The organism is Amycolatopsis sp. NPDC004378 (assembly GCF_053602455.1).
Window position 1 is genome coordinate 17,896 of sequence record NZ_JBSGDR010000023.1, and the last position, 24,632, is coordinate 42,527.

Annotated in this window: 26 protein-coding genes; 12 read left to right on the forward strand and 14 right to left on the reverse strand. The window is 72.0% G+C overall.

Features of this window, described 5'->3' with window-relative positions; genetic code table 11:
• Positions 1 to 35 precede the first annotated feature (35 nt).
• From ACWEN0_RS41275 to ACWEN0_RS41295, 5 genes are all read right to left on the reverse strand, one after another.
• Positions 36 to 674, reverse strand: coding sequence for a LuxR C-terminal-related transcriptional regulator (locus ACWEN0_RS41275; protein WP_451985972.1), 639 nt, complete (start codon positions 672 to 674; stop codon positions 36 to 38).
• A 2-nt stretch (positions 675 to 676) separates the two neighbouring features.
• Complete coding sequence (locus tag ACWEN0_RS41280) at positions 677 to 1,066, reverse strand: hypothetical protein (protein WP_451985974.1); 390 nt, start codon at positions 1,064 to 1,066, stop codon at positions 677 to 679.
• A gap of 29 nt (positions 1,067 to 1,095) precedes the next feature.
• A complete protein-coding gene (locus tag ACWEN0_RS41285; protein WP_451985976.1) occupies positions 1,096 to 2,304 on the reverse strand; it encodes a cytochrome P450 in 1,209 nt (402 codons plus the stop codon).
• Positions 2,305 to 2,465: 161 nt separating this feature from the next.
• Positions 2,466 to 3,857: an aspartate aminotransferase family protein gene (locus ACWEN0_RS41290; RefSeq protein ID WP_451985978.1), complete on the reverse strand. Its 1,392-nt coding sequence runs from the start codon at positions 3,855 to 3,857 to the stop codon at positions 2,466 to 2,468.
• 117 nt (positions 3,858 to 3,974) lie between these two features.
• Positions 3,975 to 4,469, reverse strand: a complete 495-nt coding sequence (locus tag ACWEN0_RS41295; RefSeq protein WP_451985980.1) for an Lrp/AsnC family transcriptional regulator — start codon at positions 4,467 to 4,469, stop codon at positions 3,975 to 3,977.
• Positions 4,470 to 4,641: 172 nt separating this feature from the next.
• Here ACWEN0_RS41295 and ACWEN0_RS41300 point away from each other — a divergent pair, with 172 nt between their 5' ends.
• The gene (locus tag ACWEN0_RS41300) at positions 4,642 to 6,015 is read left to right on the forward strand and encodes an APC family permease (RefSeq protein WP_451985982.1); all 1,374 of its coding nucleotides are present in this window, start codon (positions 4,642 to 4,644) and stop codon (positions 6,013 to 6,015) included.
• 1 nt (position 6,016) lies between these two features.
• On the opposite strand, the gene ACWEN0_RS41305 is transcribed toward ACWEN0_RS41300, so the two are convergent.
• Positions 6,017 to 6,568 carry a copper resistance CopC family protein gene (locus ACWEN0_RS41305; protein ID WP_451985984.1) on the reverse strand — a complete coding sequence of 184 codons (552 nt, stop codon included), beginning with the start codon at positions 6,566 to 6,568 and terminating at the stop codon, positions 6,017 to 6,019.
• Between the two features lie 225 nt (positions 6,569 to 6,793).
• Here ACWEN0_RS41305 and ACWEN0_RS41310 point away from each other — a divergent pair, with 225 nt between their 5' ends.
• From ACWEN0_RS41310 to ACWEN0_RS41340, 7 genes are read left to right on the forward strand one after another with little or no spacing between them, the layout of a single operon-like run.
• Positions 6,794 to 7,285: a L,D-transpeptidase gene (locus ACWEN0_RS41310; protein ID WP_451985986.1), complete on the forward strand. Its 492-nt coding sequence runs from the start codon at positions 6,794 to 6,796 to the stop codon at positions 7,283 to 7,285.
• A gap of 12 nt (positions 7,286 to 7,297) precedes the next feature.
• Positions 7,298 to 8,092, forward strand: a complete 795-nt coding sequence (locus ACWEN0_RS41315) for a putative protein N(5)-glutamine methyltransferase (RefSeq protein WP_451985988.1) — start codon at positions 7,298 to 7,300, stop codon at positions 8,090 to 8,092.
• The gene (locus ACWEN0_RS41320; protein WP_451985990.1) at positions 8,089 to 8,565 is read left to right on the forward strand and encodes an RNA polymerase sigma factor; all 477 of its coding nucleotides are present in this window, start codon (positions 8,089 to 8,091) and stop codon (positions 8,563 to 8,565) included. Before ACWEN0_RS41315 ends, ACWEN0_RS41320 begins: the two co-directional genes overlap by 4 nt.
• Positions 8,562 to 9,155: a methylated-DNA--[protein]-cysteine S-methyltransferase gene (locus ACWEN0_RS41325; RefSeq protein WP_451985992.1), complete on the forward strand. Its 594-nt coding sequence runs from the start codon at positions 8,562 to 8,564 to the stop codon at positions 9,153 to 9,155. Before ACWEN0_RS41320 ends, ACWEN0_RS41325 begins: the two co-directional genes overlap by 4 nt.
• A gap of 40 nt (positions 9,156 to 9,195) precedes the next feature.
• Positions 9,196 to 9,909: a 2OG-Fe(II) oxygenase gene (locus ACWEN0_RS41330; RefSeq protein WP_451985994.1), complete on the forward strand. Its 714-nt coding sequence runs from the start codon at positions 9,196 to 9,198 to the stop codon at positions 9,907 to 9,909.
• Positions 9,906 to 10,283, forward strand: coding sequence for a hypothetical protein (locus tag ACWEN0_RS41335; RefSeq protein WP_451985996.1), 378 nt, complete (start codon positions 9,906 to 9,908; stop codon positions 10,281 to 10,283). The genes ACWEN0_RS41330 and ACWEN0_RS41335 overlap by 4 nt, the downstream gene beginning before the upstream one ends.
• The gene (locus ACWEN0_RS41340; protein WP_451985998.1) at positions 10,283 to 10,771 is read left to right on the forward strand and encodes a methylated-DNA--[protein]-cysteine S-methyltransferase; all 489 of its coding nucleotides are present in this window, start codon (positions 10,283 to 10,285) and stop codon (positions 10,769 to 10,771) included. Before ACWEN0_RS41335 ends, ACWEN0_RS41340 begins: the two co-directional genes overlap by 1 nt.
• Here the strand turns inward: ACWEN0_RS41340 and ACWEN0_RS41345 are convergent, their stop codons facing one another.
• A complete protein-coding gene (locus tag ACWEN0_RS41345) occupies positions 10,772 to 11,374 on the reverse strand; it encodes a LysE/ArgO family amino acid transporter (protein ID WP_451986000.1) in 603 nt (200 codons plus the stop codon). It lies immediately after the preceding gene.
• 70 nt (positions 11,375 to 11,444) lie between these two features.
• On the opposite strand from ACWEN0_RS41345, the gene ACWEN0_RS41350 reads away from it, so the two are divergent.
• Complete coding sequence (locus tag ACWEN0_RS41350) at positions 11,445 to 12,323, forward strand: LysR family transcriptional regulator ArgP (RefSeq protein WP_451986002.1); 879 nt, start codon at positions 11,445 to 11,447, stop codon at positions 12,321 to 12,323.
• Between the two features lie 13 nt (positions 12,324 to 12,336).
• On the opposite strand, the gene ACWEN0_RS41355 is transcribed toward ACWEN0_RS41350, so the two are convergent.
• A complete protein-coding gene (locus ACWEN0_RS41355) occupies positions 12,337 to 13,701 on the reverse strand; it encodes a hypothetical protein (RefSeq protein ID WP_451986004.1) in 1,365 nt (454 codons plus the stop codon).
• 107 nt (positions 13,702 to 13,808) lie between these two features.
• On the opposite strand from ACWEN0_RS41355, the gene ACWEN0_RS41360 reads away from it, so the two are divergent.
• Together ACWEN0_RS41360 and ACWEN0_RS41365 are read left to right on the forward strand one after the other, a co-directional pair.
• Positions 13,809 to 15,050 (forward strand): ATP-grasp domain-containing protein, encoded by a 1,242-nt coding sequence (locus ACWEN0_RS41360; RefSeq protein WP_451986006.1) that lies wholly within the window; start codon positions 13,809 to 13,811, stop codon positions 15,048 to 15,050.
• Between the two features lie 20 nt (positions 15,051 to 15,070).
• A complete protein-coding gene (locus ACWEN0_RS41365; RefSeq protein WP_451986008.1) occupies positions 15,071 to 17,098 on the forward strand; it encodes a hypothetical protein in 2,028 nt (675 codons plus the stop codon).
• On the opposite strand, the gene map is transcribed toward ACWEN0_RS41365, so the two are convergent.
• The 6 genes from map to ACWEN0_RS41395 all read right to left on the reverse strand — a co-directional run bounded on the left by map (position 17,070) and on the right by ACWEN0_RS41395 (position 23,036).
• Positions 17,070 to 17,849 (reverse strand): type I methionyl aminopeptidase, encoded by a 780-nt coding sequence (map, locus tag ACWEN0_RS41370; protein WP_451986010.1) that lies wholly within the window; start codon positions 17,847 to 17,849, stop codon positions 17,070 to 17,072. The two genes, ACWEN0_RS41365 and map, sit on opposite strands and share 29 nt — an antisense overlap.
• Before the next feature lie 80 nt (positions 17,850 to 17,929).
• Positions 17,930 to 19,231: an aldehyde dehydrogenase family protein gene (locus ACWEN0_RS41375; RefSeq protein WP_451986012.1), complete on the reverse strand. Its 1,302-nt coding sequence runs from the start codon at positions 19,229 to 19,231 to the stop codon at positions 17,930 to 17,932.
• Between the two features lie 4 nt (positions 19,232 to 19,235).
• On the reverse strand, positions 19,236 to 20,720 hold the full coding sequence (locus ACWEN0_RS41380) for a CoA transferase (protein WP_451986014.1): 1,485 nt from the start codon (positions 20,718 to 20,720) through the stop codon (positions 19,236 to 19,238).
• Positions 20,717 to 21,613, reverse strand: coding sequence for a 3-hydroxyacyl-CoA dehydrogenase family protein (locus tag ACWEN0_RS41385; protein WP_451986016.1), 897 nt, complete (start codon positions 21,611 to 21,613; stop codon positions 20,717 to 20,719). Before ACWEN0_RS41385 ends, ACWEN0_RS41380 begins: the two co-directional genes overlap by 4 nt.
• Positions 21,610 to 22,356 carry an acetoacetate decarboxylase gene (locus ACWEN0_RS41390; protein ID WP_451986018.1) on the reverse strand — a complete coding sequence of 249 codons (747 nt, stop codon included), beginning with the start codon at positions 22,354 to 22,356 and terminating at the stop codon, positions 21,610 to 21,612. The genes ACWEN0_RS41385 and ACWEN0_RS41390 overlap by 4 nt, the downstream gene beginning before the upstream one ends.
• Before the next feature lie 53 nt (positions 22,357 to 22,409).
• Positions 22,410 to 23,036, reverse strand: a complete 627-nt coding sequence (locus ACWEN0_RS41395; protein ID WP_451986020.1) for a TetR/AcrR family transcriptional regulator — start codon at positions 23,034 to 23,036, stop codon at positions 22,410 to 22,412.
• A gap of 65 nt (positions 23,037 to 23,101) precedes the next feature.
• On the opposite strand from ACWEN0_RS41395, the gene ACWEN0_RS41400 reads away from it, so the two are divergent.
• The gene (locus ACWEN0_RS41400; protein ID WP_451986022.1) at positions 23,102 to 24,619 is read left to right on the forward strand and encodes an FAD-dependent monooxygenase; all 1,518 of its coding nucleotides are present in this window, start codon (positions 23,102 to 23,104) and stop codon (positions 24,617 to 24,619) included.
• Positions 24,620 to 24,632 lie beyond the last annotated feature (13 nt).

Below are 24,632 nucleotides of genomic sequence, written 5' to 3' on the forward strand. Positions count from 1 at the left end.
CGGGCTACGACGCCACGGGGTGTCCCGCAGCCCCTTCAGCCCGGCCGGCACAGCCCTCGCTCGTAGGCCAGCAACCCCGCCTCGGTCCGGTGCGCGCAGCCCAGCTTGCGCACCACCTGGGTCACCAGGCCGCGCGCCTCGGGCTCCGCCAGCTCGAGCCGGGCCGCGATCTCGACGTTCGTCAGGGCCTGGCCCACCAGGACCAGGATTTCGCGCTCGCGCCAGGACAGGGCGTCGACGCGCGCGAGCCGCTCGTCGCGCGGCCCGGAGAGCCGGGTCGCCGCCGAGACGAGCCGGCGGGAGGCGTCCGGGGAGAGCACCACGTGCCCGTCCGCGGCCAGGCGGACCACCTTGATCAGCTCGTTGCGGCGGGCCGACCGGAGCAGGAACCCCGATGCCCCGTCACGCAGGGCACGCAGGATTCCCGCGTCGGAGTCGAACGTCACCAGCGCCACCACGGCCGGGCGGCGGAAGACCGGGCCCAGCGGTCCCAGGCGCAGGTCCAGCAGCAGGACGTCCGGGAGCCGGCGGCGCAGCGTCAGCGCGGCCGTCTTCGCGTCGGGCGCCGAGCCGACCACCTCGATGCCGTCGGCCTCGGCCAGCAGGGCGGCGAGGCGGGCCCGCACGGCCGGGTCGCGTTCGGCCACGAGCACCCGGACCGGCGGGGCGGGCACGGTCAATCCCGGGGCCGCAGGCGGATCAGCGGCAGGTCGGTGCGCGAGGCGCCCACCAGGTCACGCCCGCCCGGGCCGCGCAGCCGCAGCTCGCGGAAGCGCACCGCCGACAGCTGCGCGGCTTCGATCGGGTAGACGTCGCCGTAGCGCTTGATCTTGTCGACGAGCTCCTTGCCCAGCAGCTCCACCAGCCCGGCGTGCCGGGTCGCGCCGCCGCCCAGTGGCACGTCCAGCTCCTTGCGGACCTCGGGGAAGCGCTGGTCGAGCTCGACGGCCAGCTGGTGGATCGTGACGTAGGCGGGTCCGAACTCCGACGCGTCCGGCCCCGGCGGGATCTCCTTCAGCACCTTGATGAGCTTGTCGTCCATCGCGAGCTTGTCCCACAGGGTCACGTTTTCCTCCCGTCGCGGCCGCCGCAGGTCTACCAGAGGACCGGCACGCGGTCCACTCCCCCGGTGACCCGGTTCGTCCGGACCTCCAGTTCGTCGACCGGCACCGCCAGCCGCAGGCCCGGGAACCGCCGGAGCAGCGAGCCGAACACCACGCGCAGCTCCGTGCGCGCCAGGCTCGCGCCGATGCAGAACCAGCCGCCGTAAGCGAACGCCACGTGGGGGTTCGGCTTGCGGCCGGGGTCGAACTCGGCCGCGTCCGGGAACACCGACGAGTCCCGGTTCGCCGCGGCCAGCGAGAGGACGACGGCGTCGCCGCGGGCGACCGTCACGCCGCCGAGTTCGACGTCGTCGTGCGCGTACCGCAGGATGCCGAGCCCGCCCGGGGCCGCCAGCCGCAGGATTTCCTCGACCACGCCGTGCGCCCGGCCGCCGGGGTCGGCGGCCAGCGCGTCGCGGCGCGCGAGGTCGGTGAGCAGGTACAGGACGCCCAGGTCGATGCGGTTGGACGTCGTCTCGTGGCCGGCGAACAGCAGGCCGGCGGCGAGCCGGGCGAGGTCGTCGTCGGTGAACGCGGGGTCCTGCGCCTGCGCCCGGACCATGTCCGAAACGACGTCCTGCCCGGGCTCCCGTCGTTTCGCGGCGGCGAGCCGGCCCATGTAGGCGGCGAACTCCTCGAGCGCCGCGTCGGCGCCGGTGCCGATGTCCATCCGGCCCATCCGGTCGGACAGCACCCGGAACGTGGCGCGGTCTTCGTACGGGACGCCGAGCAGCTCGCAGATCACCAGCACCGGCAGCGGGAACGAGAGCAGCTCGTGCAGGTCGACCGGCCCGCCGTCGAGCCGGGCGCGCTCCATCGCGTCGTAGCAGCCGTCGGCCAGTTCCTGGACGTGGCCGGCGAGACGGCGGATCCGGTTGGCGGAGAACGCCGGCACGAGCATCTTCCGCATCCGCGCGTGCCCGGCGTGCTCGGTTTCGTGGTCGCCCTGCGGCCGGCTGAGGATGGCGGCGTCCGACAACGCCGACGCCTGCTCGGGCGCGGGGTGCGAACGCCCGAAGCGCAGGTCGGTGAACACCGCGCGGACCTCGTCGTACCCGGTGACCAGCCAGGCGGGGTCGCCGGCCGGGGTGGTCACCCGCACCACCGGCCCTTCCCGGCGCAGCACCTCGAAGAGCGGGGCGATCTCCAGGACGTTCGGCCGCTCGAACGGCAGGCGCGGGGTGTCCGTGGTCGCGGTCATCGGGTCTCCTCCCGGGTGCGCGGCCGGCAGGCGACGCGGGCGGCCCGGTCACCGGCCGCTCCCCCGGTCCCCCTGCGCTCCACGGTACTCGGGAACCCGGCCGTGGGGCGGGGAAAACCGGTTCCCCGCCCCATCGGACCAAGATCATCGCCCGGGCGGGCCTACAGCAGCTTCCAGGCCCGGGTCAGCGTGTCGCGCAGGATCTGCTCCATCTCGTCGAACTCGGCCTGGTCGCAGACGAGCGGCGGCGACAGCTGCACGACCGGCTCGGCGCGGTCGTCGGCGCGGCAGTACAGCCCGGCTTCGAACAACGCGTCCGACAGGAACCCGCGCAGCACCCGCTCGGATTCCTCGGCGCTGAACGTCTCCTTGGTCGCCTTGTCCTTCACGAGCTCGATGCCGTAGAAGAACCCGGCCCCGCGCACGTCGCCGACGATCGGCAGGTCGGTCAGTTTGTCCAAAGTGGACCAGAAGGCCGCCTCCCGGGAAAGCACGTGCCCGTAGAGGTCTTCCCGCGCGATCAGGTCGAGGTTCGCCAGCGCCACCGCGCAGGAAACCGGGTGGCCGCCGTAGGTCGAGCCGTGCATGAACGTCGTCGACCCGCGGGTGAACGGCTCCATCAGCCGCTCCGAAGCGAGCACCGCGCCCAGCGGCGCGTAGCCGGACGTCAGCCCCTTCGCCGTGGTGATGATGTCCGGCTGGTAGCCGTAGCGCTTGGCGGCGAAGTCGTGGCCGACGCGTCCGAACGCGCAGATCACCTCGTCGGACACCAGCAGGACGTCGTGCTCGTCGCAGATTTCCCGCACGCGCTCGAAGTAGCCCGGCGGCGGGACGAAGCAGCCGCCGGTGTTCTGCACCGGCTCGAGGAACACCGCCGCGACGGTGTCCGCGCCCTCGAACTCGATCGCCTGCTCGATCTGGTCCGCGGCCCAGCGGCCGTAGGCCGCGTAGTCGTCGGCGTGCTCGGTCGCCCGGTAGAAGTTCGTGTTCGGGACGCGCAGCGTGCTCGGCACCAGCGGCTCGAAGTCGGCCTTCGCGCCCGGGATGCCGGTGATCGACAGCGCGCCCTGCGACGTGCCGTGGTAGGCCAGCGCGCGGCTGATCACCTTGTGCTTGGCCGGCTTCCCGACCAGCTTGAAGTACTGCTTGGCGAGCTTCCATGCCGTCTCGACCGACTCACCGCCGCTGACGGTGAAGAACACGCGGTTGAGGTCACCGGGCGAGGCGTCGGCCAGCCGGGACGCCAGCTCGATCGCCGTCGGGTGCGCGTGGCCCCACAGCGGGAAGTACGCGAGCTGCTTGGTCTGCCGCGCGGCGGCCTCGGCGAGTTCCTCGCGGCCGTGGCCGACCTGGACCGCGAACAGGCCGGCGAGCCCGTCCAGGTAGCGCTTCCCGCGGGCGTCCCAGATGTACGGGCCTTCGCCGCGCACGATCACCGGGACGTCGGTGTCGTCGTAGGCGGAGTGGCGGGTGAAGTGCATCCAGAGGTTGCTGCGGGCGGCCTGCGCGAGACCGGAGGCATCGACGGCGGCGCGGTCGGCGGTAGTGGTCATGCCCCGGTTATCGCACGCGTCGACCAGCCATTGCAAGTGATTCAGTCGTACGGCCGATCCTGAGCGACTAATTCAACATCAATTAAGCCACAATACCTTCGGATTTAGTCGTCACACTCAGCGAGTCCCCCACTGGTAAGTCTGCTTCCGCAGCTTGAGGTAGACCATCGCCTCCGCATGCCGGACGCCGGGCAACGCGCGGATCCGCGTCGAGATCAGCTGGAGCAGCGCCTCGTCGTCGGCGCACACCGCCTCGCAGAGCAGGTCGTAGCGGCCGGCGCAGAGGATCACGTACGCGATTTCGTCCATTTCGGCCAGTGCGTCACCGACCGGCTCCAGCGGGCCGTCGACCGTGATCGCGACCATCGCCTGCCGGAACAGCCCGACCTGCAAGGGATCCGAGACGGCGACGATCTGGATGACCCCGGAGTCCGACAGCCGCTGCACCCGCTGCCGCACCGCGGCCTCCGAGAGGCCGACCGCCTTGCCGATCGTCGCGTACGCGCGCCGCCCGTCTTCCTGGAGCTGCGCGATGATCTGCCGCGAGATGTCGTCGAGCACGGGCGGCGCCGGCCGGCTCGGGGTGTCCTGGCTGCTCACGCCCCGGATCATCCCCGAAGCGGGCAGTGCGGGGCAAACCCTACCCCCTCGTCACAGTCAGTGACTAAATCCGAAGGTTCGGCCGCGTGCAGACGACGGATTCAGTCGAGTTTGCGGCGTTGACAACACCGAAACGGTGCTGTTCCATCCGTCGCACCTTGCCCCCGGCCGGAGGGAACGCCCCGTGACCCGCACTCCCGCCCCGCCCGATGCCGACACCGCCGCCGTCCCCGCCGGACGCCGCTCGCTGACCCGTTCCATCGGCGTCGGCGGCGGCACGCTGCTCACGCTCAGCTGCGTGACACCGGCGTCGTCGCTGTTCGTCCTCGTGCCCCCGCTGTTCGCCGACCTCGGCACCGGCACCGCGCTCGCCATCGCCCTGGCCGTGCTCCTCTGCGTCGGGATCGCCTTCTGCTACTCGGAACTCGGCACGCTCGTCCCGAGCGCCGGCGGCGAGTACGCGATGGTGACGACCGTGGCGAACCGGTTCGCGGGCTGGCTGACGTTCGTGGTGGCGTTCATCGTCGTCCTCGTCGTGCCGCCGATCATCGCGCTCGGCGTCGCCGACTACCTCGCCGCCGTCGTGGACATCAGCCCCTCGGTCGCCGGGGCGCTCGTGATGCTCGCGTCCACCGTGATGGGCCTGCTCAACCTGCGGTCCAACGCCTGGATCACCGGGATCTTCCTGGTCATCGAGATCGTCGCGATCTTCGTCGTGTCACTGCTCGGGTTCACGCACACCACGCAGAGCCCGGCCGTGCTGGTGAAACCGAGCCTCGGCACGAGCGGGATCGGGCTGATCGCGGTCGTCGCCGGGCTGGCCGTCGCACTGTTCGTCGTGCAGGGCTTCAGCACCGCCGTCTACCTCGCCGAGGAGATGCGCGAGCCGCGCCGGACCGTGGCCCGCACGGTGTTCTGGACGCTCGGGATCAGCGCGCTGGTCATCCTGGTGCCGGTCGTCGCGATCACCCTCGCCGTGCCGGACACCGCCGCGCTCGCCGGCGTCGACCTCACCGCGCTCGTCACCGGCTGGAGCACCTCGGCGGTCGGCGTCGCGATCAGCCTGTGCATCGCAGCGGCCATCGTGAACGCCGTGATCGTGATGGTCATCCAGAACTCGCGGGTGCTGTACGCCTCGGCGCGCGACCAGGCGTGGCCGACGCCGGTGAACCGCGCGATGAGCGTGGTCAGCGAACGGTTCGGCGCGCCGTGGGTCGCGACGCTCGTGGTCGGGCTCTCCGAAGCCGTTCTCTGCTTCGTGCCGGTGGACACGCTCAGCGGCGTCACCGGGGTCGCCGTCGTGGCGCTGTACCTCAGCGTCGCGGCCGCCGCGCTGCGGGCGCGCCGGGCCGCGCACCGGAAGCCGCACGTGTGGCGGATGCCGGCCTGGCCGGTGATCCCGGTGCTGGCCGTCGCGGCTTTGGCCTACGTCCTGGTCGAGCAGAGCGCGCTCGACCTCGGCATCACCGCGGGCGTGCTGCTGGTTTCGGCGCTGTACTGGTGGGGCTACCTGCGCCGGCGTCCCGAACGCTGGGTCGTGACGGTCCCGCAGGAGTAACTCAGCGCTTCGGGCCCTTCAGCACGCGAAGCAAGGCGACACCCGCGGCCAGCACGGCGGCGACCGAGACCAGGATCCAGATCCAGCCGGGGATGCCGACGTCGACCTTGGCCGGCGCGGCGACGTCCGACTCGGGCGTGGCCGAGGGCGCCGCCGAGCCGGGCGCCGCGGCCGACCGGGAGGCCGCGGTCGTGAGGGTGAAGTGGATGGTGCCCGTGACGTTGTCGCCGTCGTCCGCGATCACCTTCCAGGTCAGCGTGTACGCCTGGGCCGGGCCAGCCGGGACCACGGACGCCGTCACGACCGCGCCCGCCACGGTCGGCGTGGCGACCTTCCACGCCGTGCCGTCGCGGCCGGTGACCTTGAGCGCGTCCGGCGGCAGCGTCACGGGCTCGCCGAAGGTGAGCCGGACCTCGGCCGGCGCGGCGGCGAGGGCGGCGCCTTCGGCGGGTGAGCTGGATTCGAGCTCGGTGTGGGCCGCGGCCGGTCCGGCCAGCACGACCAGGCCGGTGAGGGCGGCGAGAAGGGCTCCGAGCACACGACGCGGCGTCATCCGGACATCCTGCCCTATCCGCCCGTGCAGTGTTCGCGTCCACCCGTGCACCCTGGCCGCGGAGCCCGGCGCTCAGCTTGGTCATGGTTCGACCTCGACCCGCCGGGTACCCCGCCCGGTGGCCGCGGTGCACGCGGGGACAACCCGGCTGCACGCGCGGCTCAACCTCCGGGGCCGCCCGGCCGTACTGGTCACCGGAAGGTCGCTCGGCGAGGGGATGGACGGATGCGCGGATCCGGGGTGGTGACGGTGCTGGGACTGGCGCTGGTCACGGCGGCGTGCTCGGCGCCGCGCGCGACGACGCCCGGCCCGATCGCCGAACCCGAGCCGCCGGCGAAGGCGGCCACGACGGCACCCCCGTCGCCGCCGTCGCCGCCGTGCGACGTCACGACCGGGGCGTGCGTGAGCCTCGCCCGGCGCCTGGCCTGGCTGCTGCGGGACGGCGAGGTCGTCCGCGGCCCGGTCCCGGCCGGGTTCGGGCCGCCCGATCAGACGACGCCGGCCGGCTCGTTCCACGTCGTCTGGAAGGACCGGGAGCACACGAGCAGCGAGTACGGCACGAACATGCCCAACTCGGTGTTCTTCGCCGCCGGCGGCATCGCCTTCCACGCGGGGCCGCTCGACGCGCCGTCGCACGGCTGCGTCCACCTCTCGGACACCGATTCGGCGGCGTTCTTCGACGGCCTGAACGTCGGGGACGCGGTGCAGGTCCGGTAGTCTCGCTCCCTGTTGGACACCGCCACTGTCGTTTCGCGCCTGCGCGCCGCGGGCTGCGTCTTCGCCGAGGACGAGGCCGAGCTGCTCCTCGCCGCCGCCGCGACCCCCGCCGAGCTCGCCGCCCTGGTCGAGCGCCGGGTCGCCGGGCTGCCGCTGGAGCACCTGCTCGGCTGGGCGGAGTTCCACGGCCTGCGCGTCACGGTGCGGCCCGGGGTGTTCGTGCCGCGGCACCGCACCGAGTTCCTCGTCGACGTCGCCGTCTCGCTCGCGCCGCCGGACCCGGTGGTGCTCGACCTGTGCTGCGGTTCGGGCGCGCTCGGCGCCGCGTTCGCCGCGGTGAAGCACCCGAGTGAGCTGCACGCGGCCGACGTCGACGACGCGTCCGTCGCGTGCGCCCGCGAGAACCTGCCCGGCTTCCGCGTCCACCAGGGCGACCTCTTCGACGCGCTGCCGTCGTCGCTGCGGGGCCGGGTCGACGTTCTCCTGGCGAACGTGCCGTACGTGCCTTCGGACGCCGTCGCGACGATGCCGCCCGAGGCCCGGCTGCACGAACCCCGCACCGCGCTCGACGGCGGGTCGGACGGCCTCGACCTCGCCCGGCGCGTCGCCGCGGGTGCGCCGGGCTGGCTGGCGCCCGGCGGGACCGTGCTCGTGGAATCGAGTGCGCGCCAGGCGCCCGTGCTGGCCGCCGTCTTCGCCGAAGCGGGCCTGACGCCGCGCGTGCACGAGTCCGACGAGCTGGGCGCGACGGTCGTCACGGGCACCCGATCTCACGTTCCGGCGGTCCCGGGCGTCTCCGGGGTGTGATCGTGAAACCGTTCGAGCAGATCGTGGCCGAGCACGGGCCGATGGTCCTCCGGGTCTGCCGGGCCGTGCTGGGCCCGGCCGACGCCGAAGACGCCTGGTCGGAGACCTTCCTCTCGGCGCTGAAGGCGTATCCCGAGCTGCCCGCCGACGCGAACGTCCAGGCGTGGCTCGTCACGATCGCGCACCGCAAGGCCATCGACGTCACCCGCGCGAAGGCACGCGGGCCGCTCCCGGTCGGCGACGTCCCGGACCGGCCCGGCCGCACCGAGGAGCGGGACGGCGACCTGTGGGACGCCCTGGCGAAGCTGCCGGACAAGCAGCGTGCCGCCGTCGCCTACCACTACCTGGCCGGGCTGCCCTACCGCGAGATCGCGGAGATCACCGGGGGCAGCACGGACGCCGCCCGCCGGGCGGCCGCCGACGGCATCAAGGCCTTGCGGGTCACCTATCCCCTGGAAGGAGCGCGCTCATGACGGACCTCTTCGCGACGCTGCCGCCGCCCGACGACGCCACCACCCGCCGCCTGCACGACAAGCTCACCGCCGCCGCATCGCGGGAGGGGCTGCTGGACGTCGCCTACCGGGTCCTCGACTCCCCGGTCGGCCCGCTGCTGCTCGCCGCGACGCCCGAAGGCCTGGTCAAGGTGGCTTTCGCCCGCCAGGACCACGACGCCGTCCTGACCGGCCTGGCCGCCGCGGTCAGCCCGCGGATCCTGCAGGCCCCCGGCAAGCTGGACGCGGTCGCCCGGCAGCTCGACGAGTACTTCGCCGGCGGGCGGCGGGCGTTCGACGTCCCGCTGGACTTCCGGCTGGCCCGCGGGTTCCGGCTGGCCGTGCTGGCGCACCTGCCGGACATCGCCTACGGCCGCACGGAGAGCTACGCCCAGGTCGCGGCGGCCGCGGGCAGCCCGAAGGCGGTCCGCGCGGTCGGCACGGCGTGCGCGCTGAACCCGCTGCCCCTGGTGGTGCCGTGCCACCGGGTCGTGCGCTCGGACGGGTCGTACGGGCAGTACGCGGGCGGCGAGGAAGCCAAGCGGCTGCTGCTCACGCTGGAAGCCGCGTAACCCGATCTCACGTTTCGCCGCGGCGGCGCGTCTACCGGGCATGAGCACTTACGAAAACCGCGTCGCCGCGGCCGACTGGGCCGCGGTGGCCGCCGAGGTCGACGACCACGGCTGCGCGCTGCTGCCCCGGCTGCTCACCCCGGCCGAGTGCGCCCGGCTCGTCCGGATGTGGGACGAGCCGGGGCACTTCCGGGCGACGGTGAACCTGCGGCGTCACCGCTTCGGGGACCACGGCGACTACCACTACTTCGCCGCGCCGTTCCCCGAGCCGGTCGAGCGGTTGCGGCAGGCGCTCTACCCGCGGCTGCTGCCGATCGCCCGCGACTGGTCCGCGCGGCTGGGCCGCGAGGCCGAGTGGCCGTCCACTTTGGACGAGTGGCTGGCCGTCTGCCACGACGCCGGGCAGCGGCGGCCGACGCCGATCCTGCTGCGCTACGAAACCGGCGGCTGGAACGCGCTGCACCGCGACCTCTACGGCGACAAGGTGTTCCCGCTGCAGGTCGTGATCAACCTCAACGACCCGGGTGCCGACCACACGGGCGGCGAGTTCCTGCTGGTCGAGCAGCGGCCGCGGGCCCAGTCGCGCGGCACGTCGACGCTCATCCCGCAGGGCCACGGCCTGGTGTTCACCACGCGCGACCGGCCGGTCCGCTCGGCCCGCGGCTGGTCGGCGGCACCGGTGCGGCACGGCGTGTCGGTGGTGCGTTCGGGGCGGCGGCACACGCTCGGGCTCGTGTTCCACGACGCGACGTGACCGGCCCGGAGCTCGACGCGCTGCTCGGCCTGATCGGCCGGGCGCGGCACATCGTCCTCGGCACCGCGGCCGACCCGGCCTCGCGAGCCGACGGCGAACGGATCGCCGCGGCGTGGGGCGGCCTGGTGCTGGCGACGGTGACGTGGCCGGAGACGGCGGCGTCGTGGCTGCGCCAGGCCCGCCGGTTCGCCGCGCCCGACCCGGACGTCTGGGTCGTCGCCGCGACCCCGGCCGGCTGGGCGTCGATGGTGCGGCGACTGGAGAAATCGACGTCGTGGCGTCCTCATCGGACGGTCGTCACGGCGGCATTGGCGGAGGTCCGGCTGCCCGGCGTGCGCGGCGCGCGGGCGGACGGCAGTACCTGGGAGGACTGATGAAGCACACGGTGGCCGATTCCCCGATCGGCGAACTGACCCTGGTCGGGTCCGGCGAGGTCGTGCGGGGGCTGTATTTCCCGCACCACTGGACGCGGCCGGACCGGACGACGTTCGGCCCGCGCGACGACACGGCGTTTCCGTCGGCCGTCGAGCAGCTGAAGGAGTACTTCGCGGGCCGGCGCCGGGAGTTCGACGTCCCGGTCCTCGCCGAGGGCCCGGCGTTCGAGCAGGCCGTCTGGGCCGAGATCGCGAAGATCCCGTACGGCTCGACGGCGACGTACGGCGAGCTGGCGCGCTCGGTGGGCGCGTTGCCGCACGAGGTCGGCGCGGCCGTCGGGCGGAACCCGCTGAGCATCCTGGTGGCGTGCCACCGGGTCGTCGGCAAGGACGGGAAACTCACGGGTTACGCGGGCGGGGTGAAGCGCAAGCAGTTCCTGCTGGAGCTGGAGCGCCCGCCGGCTTCGGAGAGCGGCCGGCTCTGGTGATCAGACGCGGCCGAGCAGCATCGTCGCGCCGAGGCCGGCCATCGTCACGGCGATGACGACGTCGAGCACCCGCCACGCGACGGGCTTGGCGAACACCCCGGCCAGCCGCTTGGCGCCGAAGCCGAGCGCGCTGAACCAGACGGCACTGGCGACGCCGGCGCCGAGGCCGAACAGCCACCGCCCGTCCCCGTGGGCGACCGCGACGGAGCCGAGCAGCAGGACGGTGTCGAGGTAGACGTGCGGGTTGAGCCAGGTGAAGGCGACGCAGGCGAGCACGGCCTTCCGCAGCGGCGTGCGGTCCTCCCCGACGGTCATGACCGAGGGCCGGAACGCGCGCCGCGCGGCCAACGCCGCGTAGGCCAGCAGGAACAACCCGCCGCCGACCGCGATCACCCCGATCGCGGTGGGCCACCGCTGGAGCACGGCCCCGATCCCGCTCACGCCGAGCCCGATGAGCACGAGATCGGAAACGGCACAGATGACGACGAGCGGCGCCACGGCACCCCCGCGCAGGCCCTGCTGCAGCAGGAAGGCGTTCTGCGACCCGATGGCGACGATGAGCGAGAGGCCGGTCCCGAACCCGGCGGCGAGCAGTGGAAGCACGGTTTTTACCGTATGCGCGTCCCGGTGCATCACTCCAGCTAAAGATTCTTACGTAACATTAGCGCTCGTGATGTCAGATCTTCCCCTCGACCAGGTCAGGACGCTGCTGGCGGTCGTGGACGAGCACAGCTTCGACGCCGCGGCGGCGGTCCTGCACGTGACGCCGTCGGCGGTGAGCCAGCGGATCAAGGCCCTCGAGCAGCGGACGGGCCGAGTGCTCCTGCTCCGCACGAAGCCGGTGTCGCTCACCTCGTCCGGCCAGGTCCTGGTGCGCTTCGCGCGTTCCCTGGCCCAGCTGGAGCAGGACGCCCTGGCGTCCCTGGGCCTGGGCTCACCGACGCGAACGCTGTCGATCGCGGTGAACGCGGACTCCCTGGCGACGTGGTTCCTCCCGGCCCTCGCCCGGGTCCCGTCGTCGCTCTCGGTGTGTTTCGACCTGCAGCGGGAGGACCAAGACCACACAGCGGCGTTGCTGCGTGAGGGGTTGGTCATGGCGGCCGTGACGGCCTCGCCTCAGCCGGTGCAGGGGTGTTCGTCGGTCCGCCTGGGCCGGATGCGCTACCGGGCGATGGCCTCTCCTGCATTTCTTGCCCGCTGGCTGTCCGAGCCTCTTCCCGTGTCTCTGCCCGCGGCGCCGGTGATCGTGTTCGACCGGAAGGACGACCTGCAGGACCGATTTCTCCGGGGCCTGACGCGTCGCCGCAACTTCACGTTGGTGCGGCACCACGTCCCGGCATCGGAGTCCTTTGTGGACGCAGTGGCGGCCGGGCTCGGGTGGGGCATGGTGCCGGAGATCCAGGCGACGTCCCGCGGCGAGGCGTTGGTGGACCTCGCCTCCGGGCGGCCGTTGGACGTGCCGTTGTACTGGCAGCAGTGGAAGCTGGACTCTCCTGCTTTGTCTGCCGTGGCGAAGGCGGTGGCGGAGGGCGCGAAGGAAGCGCTTCGCTAGCCCGATGGACGGCTCAGTCGTCAGCCGAAAGAGCCTGGAGTTCCTCCACAGTAAGCCGCTGCGCAGGATCTGCCGCTCCGCCCACGAACCGTAGCCCTTCACGCCGCAGGACTTCCGTGACCGTGTCGGCACGACCGTCCTCCCACCGGAAGCCGGCCGAGGGTGAGCCGTCGGCCGAAAGCAGACGCCAGGCGTTCTCGCACTGCCGGCAGCTGCTCACATGCCGGCCCAGCGGCTGACCTGCAGTACCCACAACCGCGGCAACATCGCCATAAGTGGCCCAACGGCCGGCCGGAACGCGCGCCAGCAACCGATGCAAGCCGGACCAGTCGAATCCGCTCTTACCCGCGCCGGTGCCCGCGAGGCCGGCGAGGGTCTGCCCGTCGGCCGTCGCGACGACCTCCGTTGCCGCACCTGCCGGTACCGCCGCCTGGGCCTGCTTGTACAGGTACTTGACCAGGCCGGTCACGGTGAAGTTGCCGGATGCTCCCCAGTCGGCCGCCTCCGTCCCCGACCAGCGCAACGGCCGGGTGGGCGTTCCGGCCCAGACCGCGCGGTCGCGGCGGGCGGTGGCGGCCCACGCCGCGAACTGGCCCGCGTCCGGGCCCGCCGCGAGCACGATCAGCTCGGTGCCCGGTTCCAGCGCGCCGCTGGCGACCAGCTGGCGCACCGCCGGTTCCGGCCGGGAGCCGCGACGTTCATCCTCGTCTCGCTTGCGCTTGGCCAGCAACGGCGACACCGTGAACTCCTCGACCTCCGGCACCGGGTATACGGCGGAGACGGAGATCACCGGTCCTCCGCCGGCCTGGTACGCACTGACCGCACGCAATGTGATGTCCACGCCCATTTCCCGCAGCCACACGGCGACCGCAGTCGTCGAGGGCGTAAACCCGCCCGCCAGCAACACGATCCGTGGCTGGCCCAACGGCGCTCCCGCCAGTCCCCCGACGTCTTCCCCCAGATGTGCTTCCAGCCGCGCGAATGCCTCGTCCTCGCTCAGGACCTCGCCCCGGCCCGCCAGCCACTCCCGGTACTCCTCGGCCAATGTCTCGGGCGTGAACCGGCTGCAGTACGCGGCGTACTTCAACGCCTGCAGCTCGACCGTCTCCGGTGCCACGTCGCGTTTGAGTTCGGCCACCACCAAGTGGCCATCGGTGTCCAACGCCAGGACATCGAGCCGGTCCCGCGCCCGACCTCGTGACGACGTCCACCGATCGCACTCGCTCGTGACGATCAGCATGCCCGTGCCCAGCATCTCCGGGTGGGCGAGGACCCACTCCTGCAAGTGGTCGCGCTCCCTCAGACCGGCCTGGGCCAACGTGATCGGGGTCGCGCGTCGGGCCGCGGCACCGGTGACCTGGTAGACCAGTTCGTCCATGGCCCGACCGTACCGCCGCGCCGCTCGTTCAGCCCCATCGGTTACCTCCCGGTACGGTGAAGGCACGACACCGACCACACGCACGCGCCGAACCGGAGGAATGGTCCATGCCCCAGCCCGAATCGGCCGCCAAGGATCCTGACAAGGGTTATCTGGCCCTGCTCGGCTGGAGCCTCAACGCGGTCGAAGCCCTCGACCGGTTCGATCGGCGGTACGTCGTCGTCGCGCCGGAGTGGGCCGAAGAGTACTGCGTCGACCACGATATCCCTTACGTGCCTTGGAACTTCGAACGGCTCAACGACCGGTCGCTCGAGATCGCCGAGATCCTCGCCGACCGGGGCGTCGACGTCGCCATCCCGCTCTTCGAAGAGACCGTCGAGTGGGCCGGGGCCATCAACGCCGTGCTGCTCGACAACCCGCGGCTGTTCGGGCAAGCCATGCTGCTGCGGGACAAGTCGTTGATGAAGCGGCGGGCGCAGCTCGGCGGGATCCGGGTCGGGATCTTCGAAGAGGCGCACGACCGCGACGACGTCATCCGCTTCCTCAAGCGGGTCAACCAGACGCTGCTCAAACTGGACGGTGACCCCAACGACCCGATCCACCTCAAGGCCTTCGACAAGGCCGGCTGTCTCGGGCACCGCGTCATCCGCACGCCCGACGAGGTCGACACCATCCCGGACGACGAGTTCCCCGTCCTCATGGAGTCCCACCTCGACGGCTGGGAATTCGCCGTCGAGGCGTGGATCCACAACGGGAAGATCAAGTTCCTCAACATCTCCGAGTACGTCACGCTCGGGTATTCCGTGTTCGTGCCGGCCACTTCGGAGCTCGAGAGGTACCGGCCGCAGATCACCGCGCAGATCGAGAAGCTCATCAAGACCTTCGACATCGAGTTCGGCTTCGTGCACCCGGAGTACTTCGTCACCAGCGACGGCGAGATGTACTTCGGCGAGGTCGCCTACCGGCCGCCGGGGTTCAAGGTCTTCGAGCTGCTCGAACGGGCCTACGGCTTCAACGCCTACCAGGGCCTGGCGCTGGCCTTCGACCCCAAGACGACCGAGGAGGAAATCGACGCCTTCTTCCCGCGCGAGGTCGTCGACGCGACCGGCGTCGCGGGCTGCTTCGGCGTCTATCCGCGCCGGCGGGTCGTCAGCGACCTGCAGATCCCCGAGCAGACGCGGGACGACGACTACTACGAATCCCACGACCTTTCGGCGCCGCTCGAGGAAACGGTCACCAAGCGGACGGCCTTCGGCACCCACTGGGGCCTGCTCTACTTCTTCGGCGACGACGCGTACCGGATGCGCGATCTGCTGAAGGAGCAGGAAGAGTACGACTTCTACGTCTGATGTGGAGGGCGGAGAAGCCCGTGAAACCGACCTCCGGCGCGATGCTGGACAAGCGCGTCGCCGCGCTGGACGACGCCGTCCAGGCCATGGCCGAGACCCGCGACTTCGGCAAGCACACCAAGCTGAGGCGCGTCCTGGAGGCGCTGCGGCGGGTCCTGCTGCTCCCGGGCGGGCCCGCCGCGGTCCAGGCCAGAGCGCAAGCGATCGAAGAAGCCGGCCTGTTCCAGGGCACGGACTGGGCGACGCCCGAGATCCTCGTCCCGGCCCTCGTCGGGCCCGGCCTGCGCAGCGAAAACGGCGACACCGTCGTCATCGAGGCGACCAGCGAACTGCGGATGCTCGCCGTCGCCCGTGGTGACTTCAAGCACCCGACGCTGTCCGCCGAGGACGCGCACCAGTTCCTGTCCCAGGTGCTGGCGATGAACCTGGAGCTGCTGTTCACCCCGCCCAGCGAGGCGGAACGGGTGCGGCAGGGCCGCACCGCGCAGCTGATCCGGGACCTGTTCGGGCACATCGCCGACGAGGTCGGCTACGACAGCGTCCTGGACGAGCTGGTCGACGAGATCTGGCGGATCCTGCGCCAGCGGCCGATCCAGGTCGACCAGGTACAGTCGCTGATCACGCGCATCGCGGTCTACCGCGGCGACCCGGACGTCGGACTGGGCGCCGCCTCCAGCCAGGGCATCGACCGGCTCATCACCAGCCTGTTCGGCACCACCGAGGCGTGCCGCGAGGACCCGGGCATCGACGTCTTCCGGTCGCGGCTGGAGGCGATGGACGCCGGCGGCCTGCAGTACGAGGCCACCGGGTTCGCCCGGGCGATGCACGACACGGGCCTGGTCTCGCCCTACCACGCGGAGCTGGTGCGGTTCCTGCGCCACGAAAGCGACTACCTGCTCGGCGAGGCGCTCGGCCTGTCCGAAACCGGGCGCAACTGCCTGCTGCGCTACCGCGACCTCGTGCACTGGCTGATCGAGGCGGCCGTGCACCCGCAGACCGCGCAGTGCATCTACGGGCTGGCGCTGCTGCTCGACCGCGGCATCCTCTACGAGCCGCCGGTGGTGCCCGCGCTGTGGCGTCAGCTGGCGCTGGAGCTTTCCCCGGCCGCGCGGGAACGGTTGACGACCGTCTTCGGCGACCAGCCGGGGCCGGAGGCGCGGCTGGTCGCGGGCGTGCTGTCGATGCTGGGGCTGCCGCTGGGCGTCGGGCAGGGCGACAACCCCACCTGCCAGTCGGCCCGCGCGCTGTCGATGTGGGCCTACAACGACCCGGACTACCTGCTGCAGATCGTCGCCTGGGCCGCGCGCGACGACGAGGTCATCATGCACTTCGAGGGCCAGCCGATCTCGTCGAAGGACAGCGCGGCCGGGCTCGCGGCCACGCTGCCGATGGACCTGGACCCGGTGTCGCTGCTCGTGGTGCCGCACCTGGACCGGATCTACGCGGAGATGGGGCGGCGGTGCGCCGGCCGGCCGGGCGACCCGCACCGGTGGGTCAACCCGGAGTTCCACGGCTGGTGGACCGCCCGCGGCTTCCGGATCAACGTCGACGTCGCGACCGGGCAGCTGATCGACCTCGACGAGTTCTACCGGCACTTCCACGCGAGCTACCACCCGACCTACAACGGCGGGCAGCCGCTGATCCACCCGCAGCCGGCCGGGGTCGCCGTCACCGACAGCGCCGCCCGGTACGTCGGCTGGCACGCGATCACGATCCTGCGGGTCGCCCCGGACCCGCAGGAAGTCATGCGCGTGTACTTCTTCAACCCCAACAACGACAGCGGCCAGGACTGGGGTGACGGCGTCGTCGTCTCCACCGCGGGCAACGGTGAGCGGTTCGGCGAGGCGTCGCTGCCGTTCGACCAGTTCGCGTCGCGGCTCTACATCTTCCACGTCGACCCGCTGGAACGCGGGGCGCCGGAGAAGGTGCCCGCCGAGGACGTCACGCGGATCCTGGGCTACGTCGAGCGCAGCTGGGGCGTGGACCGGCTGCCGGGCGGCGAGCTCCAGGCGGCGGGCCCTAGCGTCCCTCCGCCTCCCGGCGAGTGAGGACCAGGGGCGCGTCCTCGGTGACGGCGATCGTGTGCTCGGAGTGGGCCGTGCGCGAGCCGTCGGCCGAGCGGATCGTCCAGCCGTCGGGGTCGTAGACGATCTTGTCGGTCGTCATCGCGAACCAGGGCTCCAGCGCCAGCGTGAGGCCCGGCCGGAGCTTCATGCCGCGGCCCGCCTGGCCCTTGTTGGAGACGTGCAGGTCCTCGTGCATGGTGCGGCCGATGCCGTGCCCGCCGAACTCGGTGTTCACCGGGTAGCCGTAGGCGGTGGCGACCGCGTAGATCGCCGCCGAGATGTCGCCGAGGCGGTTGCCGGGGCGGGCCGCGTCGATCGCCGCTTCCAGGGCCTCTTCGGTGGCGCGGACGATCCGCTGGTCCGCTTCGGCCGGCGTGCCGACGATCACCGTGCGCGCCGAGTCGGCCGCCCAGCCGTCGATGCTGACCGCGAGGTCCGCGGTGAGCACGTCGCCGTCGCGCAGGACGTAGTCGTGGGGCAGCCCGTGCAGCACCGCGTCGTTGACCGACAGGCAGATGACGTTGCGGAACGGGCCCTTGCCGAAGGACGGCGCGTAGTCCCAGTAGCACGACTCCGCGCCGCGCCGCTTGATCATGCCGCGCGCGTGGTGCTCCAGGTCCATCAGGTTGACGCCCACGTCGGCGAGCTCGCCGACCGCGGTGAGGATCTCGGCGACGAACCGCCCGGCCACGTGCATGCGGTCGATCTCCGCAGGCGTCTTGAACTCGATCACGAAAACCTCACGTCGGGGATACCGGTATTTCTATACCGACACCGTAGCACGGCGCCGGTATAGAAATACCACTACGCCGGTCACAGCGGCTTGTCGAGGACCGCCTTCAGGTTGGAGAAGGTGTCGATCGAGTACTTGCCGTGGTAGCGCCCCATGCCGCTCTCCCCCACCCCGCCGAACGGCAGGTCGGGGGCGGTCAGGTGGGCGACCGGAAGGCCGAAGCCGACCGCGCCCGACGACGTCTCGGCCAGGATCCGCCGCTTCGTCTCCGCCGAGCCGGTGAACGTGTACAGCGCCAAGGGCTTGTCCCGGCCGGTGATGAACGTCAGGGCGTCGTCCAGGGATTCCACGCGCAGGACCGGCAGGATCGGCCCGAAGATCTCCTCGCCCATCACCGGCGAGTCCGGCGGGACGTCCGCGAGGACGGTCGGCGCGATGTACTTCGCGTCCCGGTCCGTCTGACCGCCGGTCACCACGCGGCCGCTGCCCAGCAGGCCCGACAGCCGGTCGAAGTGCCGGGCGTTGACGATCCGGCCGTACACCGGGCTCCGCGCCGGGTCGTCGCCGAAGCGCTCGCGCAGCACGTCGGCCAGCAGCTTCTCCAGCCGCTCGCCGGTGTCGCCGACGGCCAGCACGTAGTCCGGCGCGACGCACGTCTGGCCGGCGTTCATGAACTTCCCGTGGACGATCCGCTCGGCCACGACACGCAGGTCGACGTCGGTGTCGACGACGACCGGGCTCTTGCCGCCCAGCTCGAGGACGACCGGCGTGAGGTGCTGGGCCGCGGCCGTCATCACGATCCGGCCGACGGTGCCGTTGCCGGTGTAGAAGATGTGGTCGAACCGCTGCGCCAGCAGCTCGGTGGTCTCCGGGACCGCGCCCTCGACGACCGCGACCGCCGAAGTGTCCAAATAGGACGGGACGTGCCGCGCGATCGCGGCCGACACCGTCGGCGCCAGCTCGCTCGGCTTGACGACGGCGGCGTTGCCCGCGGCCAGCACGCCGACCAGGGGTGCCAGCACGAGGTGCAGCGGGTAGTTCCACGGGCCGATGACCAGGGCGACGCCGAGCGGCTCCCGCACGACCCGGCCGGCCCCCGGCAGCAGGTACCGCGGCAGTGGCGCGTCTTCCGGCGCGACCCACGCGTCGAGGTGGTCCAGGGTGTGGTCGATTTCGTTGGTGACGAAGGTGATCTCGGCACTGCGGGCTTCGGCCGCGTTCTTGCCCAGGTCGGCGTGCAGCGCCGCGAGGAAGTCGTCGGCCTGCTCGGTCAGCATCGCCCGCAGCGCGGTCAGCTGGGCGCGCCGCCAGTCGAGGGGCTTGGTCACGCCGGACGAAAACGTCGTGCGCAGGCGCGAAACGACGTCGGGGACGGAACTCATCGGGTTACCTCCGGGGCAGCCATTCGGCGCGGCCGGAGCCGCGGGGCACGAGGATCGTGGAGTACGCACCGGGGGTCTCGGACATCCGGACCTGGTCCGTGACGCCCTGGTAGTGCCCCAGCGGCGTCTCGGCGGTGAACGTCTCCGGGTCGAGGTAGGCGTGCCGCCCGCCGGTGCCGGCCACCGAACGGGCGTAGTCCTTGTCGAACACGCCGAGGCTGATGATCCACAACGCGATGCGCGTCAGGGAGATGTGGACGCGGTAGCTGCCACCCTCGGTGGCGCGGCGCATCAGCGCGGCGCAGATGCCCGCCGTGGCCAGCCACGGGACGAGGTAGTCGTTCACCACGCCGATGTGCGGCAGCACGGGCTGGTCGGGCGAGCCTTCCAGGGTCATCATCCCGGCGACGCAGCCCGCGGTCTGGTCGAACCCGACCCGCGTCGCCCACGCGCCGCGCTCGCCGTGCAGCGAGACGGTCGTGTGGATGATGCCGGGCCGGATCTCCGCGGCCCGCTGCGGCGAAAGTCCCAGCCCGGAAACGAACCCGGGGCGGCGGTTGGCGTAGAAGACGTCGGCGCCGCGCAGCAGCTCGTGCACCTTCGCCGGATCGTTGGGGTAGTCCACTGTGGCCGACCGGACCCCGACGTTCGCCGTCGAGTAGACGACCGGGTTCTCCCATTCCGACGGCCGCCACAGGTTCAGCGCGTCGCCGCCGTGCAGGGCCAGGGACCGGCCGATCGCCGCGCCCGCGATGACGTGGCCCATGCCGAGCGCCCGGACCCCGTCGAGCGGCTGCGCCGCGCCTCCGGGCAACGGCTCCGGGGCCGAGTCACCGATCTTCTCGAGCTCGATCAGCGGGAGGCCGGCCAGCACGTCGCGGTACTGCCGGGTCTCCAGGAACTCCTCGGTGCTGCGGACCATCGGCATCACGACACCCGCGTCGGCGCCGGCTTCCTCCAGCTCGGCGGCGTCCCAGCGCGCGATGGCGGCGGCGAGCGCCGTGGCGTCGTCGTAGGTGCGGAGCAGCTTGAGGGTCCTGGACTTCAGCTTCGGGTAGATGTTCAGCGGCATCACCCAGCGGCCGTCGCCCGCGCGGTAGAACTTCAGCGACAGCGGGCTGGCGGGGTCGGCCGTGTTGGTCGGCGGGAGGCCGTTGAGCAGCTCCCACTTCTTGTCGTAGAACGGGCACAGCCGGTGCGGCGCCGTCCGCAGGTCCATGGCGATGTCCTGGCCGGGACCGCCGCGGTGGCGCCACACCGCGGCCAGCGCCACGGACTTCGCGACCAGCCCGATCGCCGGGGCCGCACCGAGCCGCACGACACTCGGCACGACCGGGTCCGCGCCGGTGAACTCGACGCGGCCGCCGGAGTCCTTTTCGGACAGTCCGACGTCGGACAGCACCTCGTTGAGCGCCGCGTGGATGTCGAAGTCGTCTTCGGCGGAGATCGGGTTCGCCAGCGCGGCGCGGATCCGGTCGGTGACGCTCATCGGCCCAGCGCCTTCATCAGGGCGATCTGCGCGGTGTCACGGGCTTCCGCCAGTTCGGCGATGGTCCCGCCGAAGTCCGACGCCTGCTCGCTGAGCAGCTCGACCGTGGCCTCGTCGAGGTCCGGCGTGCCGAGCTGGCCCCAGCGCTTGCGCAGGCCCGGGCCGAGGTGCTCCAGGAAGTGCGGCAGCCCGCCGGGGCCGCCGCCGAGGTGGAAGCTCAGGAACGGCCCGCTCACCGCCCACCGCTGCCCGAGCGAGGACGTGACGACCTCGTCGAGCTGCTGCTCGGTGACCACACCCTCGGCGACCAGGTGCACGCACTCGCGGAAGATCGCGGCCTGCAGCCGGTTCGCGACGAACCCGGGCACCTCCTTGGCCAGCACGATCGGCTTCTTGCCGAGGCCGCGGTAGAACTCCACCGCCCGCTCCACCGCCTCGGGCGAGGTCTTCTCACCGGGTACGACCTCGACCAGCGGGATGAGGTGCGGCGGGTTGAACGGATGCCCGACGACGAGCCGATCCGGCCGCTTGAGCGCGGTGGCGATCTCGGTGGCGGGAATGCCCGAGGTCGAGGTCAGCAGCAGTGCCGCCACAGGCGCGTTTTCCTCGATGGTCCTCCAGATGCGGTGCTTGAGGTCGAGCCGCTCGGGTCCGTTCTCCTGCACGACGTCGGCGTCGGCGACCGCCTGGGCCAGATCGGGCTGGAAGGTCACGACGAGGTCGGTGGGCAGCCCGAGCTCCCGCAGCGCCGGGGTCAGCTCGGCGAGGCCGGCCCGCACGGTCTCCTCGATGCCCGGCGCGGGGTCGCTGACGACGACGTCCAGCCCGTGCGCGGCCATCAGGCCCGCCCAGGAGACGCCGATGACCCCGCCGCCGACGATGGTCGCCTTCATGCCTGCTCCCCCGCGAGGTAGTCGTGCACGGCCGCGGCCCGGCCGAGCGTGAGGTCGGTGAGGATGTGGCTCGCCGACACGATCTCCAGCACGGGGAGGTCGGCGAGCGGGGCCAGCGCGTGCGGCACGAGGTGCAGCCGGGCCGGCCCGGTCCAGGCGCCCTTGATGGTGAGGTCCGAGATCCGGCTGCGCGCCAGCTCGCAGATCCGCGGCTTCCCGTCGTAGCCGGGGACGATCTTGAGCATGTACGTCGGGGCGGTCAGCTCGGCACGCGCGTCCGCTTCGGCCAGTTCGCGGTGCTTGTACCCCATGGTGGCCAGCGCGACCCGGACCGAGCCGTAGTCCAGGGTGCCGACCAGGGTGTCGGAGTCGGCGAAGAGCCGGGGCTTCCCGAGCTTCTTCGGGTAGGCGGCGACTTCGCGGCCGCTGGCGATGGCGGGGTGGCTGTCGACGTACATCCCGAGCGTGAACTCCCCCGGCTCCCCGTCGTGGGTGACCATCGCGACCTGCCCGGACTCGGTGTAGTCGCCGAGGCCGGTGACGTCCGGCATCCGCATCACCTCGAACCGCACGAGCGGTTCGGGGACTTCGAGCGGCTCGGGCACCAGGGCCCGCAGCGCCGTGGGATCGGTGCGGTAGGTGATGTTCAGGTACTCCCGGTCGGTGAACCGGTAGGGCCCGCGGGGGAAGGCCGGCGCGGAAAGCGGCGTGGTGACCTGGCGGAGAACCTCGTCCTCACGCATGGGCGGCATCCAAGATCACGATCGCAACCTACCTCCGGACCGCGCGAGCCGCATCAGCTGCCGGGGAAGTCCCCCACCCCGTGTTCGGCCAGGTCGAACGCCTCGTCGATGACCGCGACCTGCTCGCGCCGGACGACCTCGGCGTCGTCGCCGGCCACGATCCGGGTCATCGCGTGCGAGAACACCGTCGCGATCGCCGTCGTCAGCAGGCCCGCCACCATCCGGGACCGGAACGCGTTCCCGGTCTCTTCGGTGAGCACCTCCGTGATCGCCTGGGCGATTTCCCGTTCCTGCTCGAACCACCGGGCCATCAACGCGGGGCTGGACGTCAGCACCCACCAGAACCCGGGACCGCCGGCGATCGCGCCCGACAGCGGGTGCCCGGCGGCCAGCAGCTCGTGCTGGTGCCGGCGCAGCGCGGCGGCGGCCGACACGCCTTCCGGCCGGGACCGCACGACCTCGGTCAGCTCGGCGAGCCGGTCCGCGTGGCGGTCCAGGAAGAGGTCTTCCTTGCGGGGGAAGTAGTTGAACACGGTCATCTTCGAGACGCCCGCAGCTTCGGCCACTTCCGCCACCGTCACGTTCTCGAAGCCGCGCTGGATGAACAGCCCGGTGGCGACGTTCGAGATCAGCTCTCTGGTCGCCTGCTTCTTCCGCTCGCGCAGTCCGTGATCCGCCATGAGCCGAGAGTATAGACTGAGCACAAAGTTTGACTCGGTAAAATTTCTGCGGCACCATCGGAGCCATGAACTGGGATGTGGTGATCTCCGGGGGCGGGCCGGTCGGGTTGATGCTGGCCTGCGAACTCCGGCTCAGGAACGTGGACGTGCTCGTCGTCGAGCGGCTGACCGAACCGGACCCGACGATCAAGGCCGGTTCCGTCAACCTCACGACGGCCGAAGCCTTCTACCGCCGCGGCCTGCTGCCCGCGGTGGACGAGGTCGTGCAGCAGAACTTCGAGAAGATCCAGGAGTTCCTCAAGTCCCGCGGCGGGGGCGGGCCGAAGCCCGCGATGCCGGTGGGGCACTTCGCGGGGATCATGGTCGCCTCGCACGGCGTCCACTTCGACGACCCGGCCTTCCGCGACGTCGGGCCGGCGGCCCGGGTGGTCGTGATCCAGCAGCAGGCCGTCGAGGCGATCCTCGCCGCGCGCGCCGCCGAGCTGGGCGTCGAACTCCGGCGGGGCGTCGAGGTGACCGGGTTCGACGCCGAAGCCGACGGCGTGACCGTGCGGCTGTCGGACGGCGACCCCGTGCGCGCCGGCTGGCTCGTCGGCTGCGACGGCGGCCGCAGCTTCGTCCGCAAGGCGGCCGGGTTCGACTTCCCCGGGACCGGCCCGGCCATCACCGGGCGGCAGGCGCTCGCCGAGCTGACCGGCGCCGAGGTGCTGCCGGGCGGCTGGCAGCACGGCAACGACGGGCTCTACGTCCACGGGCCGATGCCCGGCCGGATGCTCACCGTCGAGTTCGACGGGCCGCCGGAGGACCGCGAGGCCCCGATCACCGCGCAGGAGATCGAAGACAGCTTCCGGCGCGTCTCCGGCGCGGACATCCGCGTGACCAAGATCCACAGCGCGACGCGCTTCACGGACAACGCACGGCAGGCGACCACCTACCGCAAGGGCCGGGTGCTGCTGGCCGGCGACGCCGCGCACGTCCACTCGCCCTTCGGCGGGCAGGGGCTCAACCTCGGCATCGGCGACGCGGTCAACCTCGGCTGGAAGCTCGCCGCGACCGTCCACGGCACGGCGCCGGATGGCCTGCTCGACACCTACACCGACGAGCGGCACCCGATCGGCGAGTGGGTCCTCGAGTGGACGCGCGCGCAGGTCGCCCTGATGCGCAGCGACGTCCGGACGAAGGCGCTGCGCCAGGTCGTCACCGACCTCCTGCTCACCGACGACGGCGCGACCTATCTGGCGAAGAAGCTCTCCGGGGTCCTGCACCGGTACCCGCTCGAGGGCGAGCACGACCTCACCGGCCGGGGCGCGCCCGACTTCGAGTTCGCCGACGGCACCCGGCTCGGCGAGCACCTCCAGGACGGCAGGGCGCTGCTGCTCGACCTCGCCGACGACGCCGGGCTGCGCGAAACGGTGGCCGGCCTGGCCGGCCGGGTCGGGGTGCTGACCGCCAAGAGCGTCGGCGAAGGGGCCTTGACCGGCGTCCTGGTCCGGCCGGACGGCTACATCGCGTGGGCTCGCGAAGACGGTTCGGCGACCGGCCTCGACACGGTGCTGCGCCGGTGGTTCGGCGAGCCCGCCTGAGGGCCGGACGGGG

Coding starts and splice junctions, on each gene's coding strand:
- ACWEN0_RS41355 (WP_451986004.1), bottom strand. CDS start 13,701: ATGGACGAACTGGTCTACCAGGTCACCGGTGCCGCGGCCCGACGCGCG.
- ACWEN0_RS41310 (WP_451985986.1), top strand. CDS start 6,794: ATGCGCGGATCCGGGGTGGTGACGGTGCTGGGACTGGCGCTGGTCACG.
- ACWEN0_RS41305 (WP_451985984.1), bottom strand. CDS start 6,568: ATGACGCCGCGTCGTGTGCTCGGAGCCCTTCTCGCCGCCCTCACCGGC.
- ACWEN0_RS41380 (WP_451986014.1), bottom strand. CDS start 20,720: ATGAGCGTCACCGACCGGATCCGCGCCGCGCTGGCGAACCCGATCTCC.
- ACWEN0_RS41350 (WP_451986002.1), top strand. CDS start 11,445: ATGTCAGATCTTCCCCTCGACCAGGTCAGGACGCTGCTGGCGGTCGTG.
- ACWEN0_RS41400 (WP_451986022.1), top strand. CDS start 23,102: ATGAACTGGGATGTGGTGATCTCCGGGGGCGGGCCGGTCGGGTTGATG.
- ACWEN0_RS41290 (WP_451985978.1), bottom strand. CDS start 3,857: ATGACCACTACCGCCGACCGCGCCGCCGTCGATGCCTCCGGTCTCGCG.
- ACWEN0_RS41325 (WP_451985992.1), top strand. CDS start 8,562: ATGACGGACCTCTTCGCGACGCTGCCGCCGCCCGACGACGCCACCACC.
- ACWEN0_RS41375 (WP_451986012.1), bottom strand. CDS start 19,231: ATGAGTTCCGTCCCCGACGTCGTTTCGCGCCTGCGCACGACGTTTTCG.
- ACWEN0_RS41295 (WP_451985980.1), bottom strand. CDS start 4,469: ATGATCCGGGGCGTGAGCAGCCAGGACACCCCGAGCCGGCCGGCGCCG.
- ACWEN0_RS41360 (WP_451986006.1), top strand. CDS start 13,809: ATGCCCCAGCCCGAATCGGCCGCCAAGGATCCTGACAAGGGTTATCTG.
- ACWEN0_RS41285 (WP_451985976.1), bottom strand. CDS start 2,304: ATGACCGCGACCACGGACACCCCGCGCCTGCCGTTCGAGCGGCCGAAC.
- ACWEN0_RS41340 (WP_451985998.1), top strand. CDS start 10,283: ATGAAGCACACGGTGGCCGATTCCCCGATCGGCGAACTGACCCTGGTC.
- ACWEN0_RS41385 (WP_451986016.1), bottom strand. CDS start 21,613: ATGAAGGCGACCATCGTCGGCGGCGGGGTCATCGGCGTCTCCTGGGCG.
- ACWEN0_RS41330 (WP_451985994.1), top strand. CDS start 9,196: ATGAGCACTTACGAAAACCGCGTCGCCGCGGCCGACTGGGCCGCGGTG.
- ACWEN0_RS41395 (WP_451986020.1), bottom strand. CDS start 23,036: ATGGCGGATCACGGACTGCGCGAGCGGAAGAAGCAGGCGACCAGAGAG.
- ACWEN0_RS41390 (WP_451986018.1), bottom strand. CDS start 22,356: ATGCGTGAGGACGAGGTTCTCCGCCAGGTCACCACGCCGCTTTCCGCG.